A 3603-nucleotide genomic window follows, 5' to 3' on the forward strand; every position below is an offset into this window, starting at 1 on the left:
CTGGCTGGCCGCCGAGCGCTGGGACGTCCCGCTCGTCCACTCGATGCACACCATGGCCAAGGTCAAGAACCTGACGCTCGCCGAGGGCGACGCCCCCGAGCCGCTCGCCCGGGCGATCGGCGAGGCCCAGGTGGTGGCGGCCGCGGACCGCCTGGTGGCCAGCACGACCGAGGAGGCCGACCAGCTCGTCCAGCTCTACGACGCCGACCCGGACCAGGTGGTGAGGGTGCCGCCGGGCGTCGACCTCGGACTGTTCACGCCCGGCTCCCGCTCGCGGGCCCGGGCCGGGCTGGGCATCCCCGACGACGCGCACGTGCTGCTGTTCGTCGGCCGGATCCAGCCGCTCAAGGCCCCCGACGTCCTGCTGCGCGCGGCCGCCCGGCTGCTCGAGCTCCGGCCCGCGTTGCGCGAGCGGCTGGTCGTCGCAGTCGTGGGGGGGCCCTCGGGGTCGGGCCTGAGCCAGCCACGGGCGCTCGAGGCCCTGGCGGCCGAGCTCGGGGTTGCCGACGTCGTGCGCTTCGTCGAGCCGCAGGCGCAGGACGCGCTCCCTGACTGGTACCGCGCGGCCGACGTCACCGTCGTCCCCTCCTACAGCGAGTCCTTCGGTCTGGTCGCCATCGAGTCGCAGGCCTGCGGGACGCCGGTCGTCGCGGCCTCGGTCGGCGGGCTGCGCACGGCGGTCGCCGACGGCCGGTCCGGCCTCCTGGTGCCCGGCCACGACCCCGACGACTACGCGGCGGTGCTTGCCGCGCTGACCGACGACCCGCACCGACGGGCGGTGCTCGGTCACGGCGCCGTCGAGCACGCTGCCAGGTTCGGCTGGGGCGCGACCGCGGCCGGCGTGCTGGACGTCTACGGCGACGTGCTCGCCGAGCGCGCGATGCCGACGGCCATCGCGGTCAACAGGTGACGGTCCGCCAGCGGTGACCGGGGAGCAGGCACGGGCCCTCGACGTCCTGCTGGGCGCCCTGCGGGACGGCGAGGTCGAGCACGAGCAGCCGGAGCCCGGCACGGTAGTGGTCAGCCTCCCCGGCGAGCGCAAGCTCAAGACGACCGTCAGCCTGGTGGTGGGTGCGCACAGCCTGTCGGTCAACGCTTTCGTGGCCCGTCACCCGGACGAGAACCACGAGGCGGTCTACCGCTGGCTGCTCGAGCGCAACACCCGCCTCTACGCCGTCGCGTTCGCGCTCGACCACCTCGGTGACGTCTACCTGAGCGGCCGCCTGCCCCTGCACGCCGTCACACCGGCCGAGGTCGACCGGCTGCTCGGCACGGTCCTCGACGCCGCTGACTCGTCCTTCAACACCCTGCTCGAGCTCGGGTTCGCCAGCTCGATCCGCAAGGAGTGGGAGTGGCGGCTGTCCCGCGGCGAGCCGACGTACAACCTCGCCGCCTTCCGGCACCTCGCGCCGGGAGCCGCACCACCGCCGCCGGCCGACGGCTGACCCGCAGGCCGCTCAGCCGCCGCGGCGGACCGCCTGCTCGGCCTCGTCCCGGCCCTCCGGTGCGGGGGCCGGCACCGCGCCGGTCGGCGCGTGCTCGGCCGCCCGGATCTCGTCCAGCCGGCGGGACCGCGGCGGCCCGGCGAGCAGGTGACCGACGGCCGCCGCGCCGCACAGCACGCCGCAGCCGAGCCACAGGACCGTCTGGCCGAGGTGGTCGTAGACCCAGCCGCCGGCCACCGGTGCCACGAGGGCGGCGCCGCTGAAGGTCAGGCCGAAGGCCCCCTGGTAGCGGCCGCGCATGCTCGCGGGCGACAGGTCGGCGACGACAGCGGGTCCGATGGACGAGCCGATCAGCTCGCCGATGGTCCAGACGACGACCGTGAGGGCGTACGCCGTCATGGTGCTCGCCCACGCCGTCGAGGCGAACCCGACCGCCATGAACATCGCCGCCGTCGCGAGGACCCGCGCCGTGGCGAACCGCTCGACCCAGCGGGTGATGGGCACGGTCGCCAGGACGATGAGGATCGCGTTGAGCGAGATGACGACGCCGTACTGCGCGGGGGTGAGACCGTCGTCGGCCATCTGCACCGGCAGCGTCGACATGTGCTGCATGAAGACGAGCGCGAAGGCGAACGTCAGGCCCATGTAGGCGAGGAAGACGTGGTCCTGCAGCACGTCGCGCATCGACCCCGTGGACCGGACCGGGGCAGCTGTCCCGGGCCGCATCCCGGGATGGCTCTCGCGGACCTTGGCCCAGATGAGGACGGCGAACAGCAGCGTGGTGATGGCGTCGCCGATGAACAGCGTGCGGTAGCCGGCCGACGCGAGCAGGCCGCCGCCCACAGCCGCGGTGGCGAAGCCGAGGTTGATCGCCCAGTAGTTCAGGCCGAAGGCGCGCACCCGGTCGGCCGGCGGGACGACGTCGGCGACCATCGCGGCGAACGCCGGGCGGGCCGCGTTGCTGGACAGGCCGAGCAGCACCGAGAGCGCGAGCACGGCCGCGGGCGACGTCCAGAACGCCATCACGAGGAGCGTCAGCGCGCTCAGCAGCTGCGACCACAGGAGCACCGGCCGCCGGCCGAGCCGGTCGGCGAGGACGCCGGCGACCAGGCTCGCGACGGCGGCGCCGAGGCCGACCGCACCGAGCACGAGACCGGCGAAGGCCGTGCTGTAGCCGAGGGAGTCGGTGAGGTAGATCGCCAGGAAGGGCAGCACGAACGCGCCGGCCCGGTTGACCAGCGTCCCGGTCCACAGCCACCAGAACTGGCTCGGCAGCCCGGCCACCGTGCCGGCGACGGCGCTGCGCAGACTCACCCGCAGCACGCTACGTGGACGCCCCGACAGCGCTCGACCCGGTTTCTGGCAGGCTTCCCGGCATGAGCGACGGTGCGACGTACCCCCTCGTCCTGCTCCGCCACGGCCAGAGCGACTGGAACGAGAAGAACCTCTTCACCGGGTGGGTCGACGTCGGGCTGACCGAGCTCGGCCGCACCGAGGCGCGCCGTGGCGGCGAGCTGCTCGTCGAGCGCGGCCTGCTGCCCGACGTGCTGCACACCTCGGTCATGCGCCGGGCCATCGACACGGCCCAGGTCGCCCTCGACGCCGCCGACCGGATGTGGCTGCCGGTGCGGCGCAGCTGGCGTCTCAACGAGCGCCACTACGGCGCCCTGCAGGGCAAGAACAAGAAGCAGACGATGGAGGAGTTCGGCGAGGAGCAGTTCATGCTCTGGCGCCGCTCGTACGACACGCCGCCGCCGCCGCTCGCGGACGACGACGAGTGGTCGCAGGTGAGTGACCCGGCGTACGCCGCGCTGCCCGACGAGGTGAAGCCCCGCACCGAGTGCCTCAAGGACGTCGTTGCGCGGATGCTGCCCTACTGGTACGACTCCGTCGTGCCCGACCTGCGGGCCGGCCAATCCGTGCTGGTCGTCGCACACGGCAACTCCCTGCGCGCGCTCGTCAAGCACCTCGACGGCATCTCCGACGACGACATCGCGGCGCTGAACATCCCCACCGGCATCCCGCTGCTCTACCGCCTGGACGAGAGCATGCGACCGGTCACCACCGGTGGGGAGTACCTCGACCCCGACGCGGCGACCGCCTCGATCGAGGCGGTCAAGAACCAGGGCCGCTGAGCCTCACTGTCTGTGCGCTGCGG

The 3603-nt window shown here is 73.5% G+C and carries 4 protein-coding genes; 3 read left to right on the top strand and 1 reads right to left on the bottom strand.

The genetic code is table 11. The annotated features are described in order from the left end of the window. On the top strand, window positions 1–910 hold a 910-nt coding region (locus VK640_08880; protein ID HTE73299.1), incomplete at its 5' end, for a glycosyltransferase. 13 nt (window positions 911–923) lie between these two features. Continuing rightward, a complete protein-coding gene (locus VK640_08885) occupies window positions 924–1445 on the top strand; it encodes a YbjN domain-containing protein (protein ID HTE73300.1) in 522 nt (173 codons plus the stop codon). A 12-nt stretch (window positions 1446–1457) separates the two neighbouring features. Here the strand turns inward: VK640_08885 and VK640_08890 are convergent, their stop codons facing one another. After that, entirely contained in the window at window positions 1458–2759 is a 1302-nt protein-coding gene (locus tag VK640_08890) for an MFS transporter (protein ID HTE73301.1), read from the bottom strand. 62 nt (window positions 2760–2821) lie between these two features. On the opposite strand from VK640_08890, the gene VK640_08895 reads away from it, so the two are divergent. Next, the gene (locus tag VK640_08895; GenBank protein HTE73302.1) at window positions 2822–3580 is read left to right on the top strand and encodes a phosphoglyceromutase; all 759 of its coding nucleotides are present in this window, start codon (window positions 2822–2824) and stop codon (window positions 3578–3580) included. Window positions 3581–3603 lie beyond the last annotated feature (23 nt).

The sequence above is a fragment of the Actinomycetes bacterium genome (genome assembly GCA_035489715.1).
Taxonomy (GTDB): Bacteria; Actinomycetota; Actinomycetes; order JACCUZ01; family JACCUZ01; genus DATHAP01.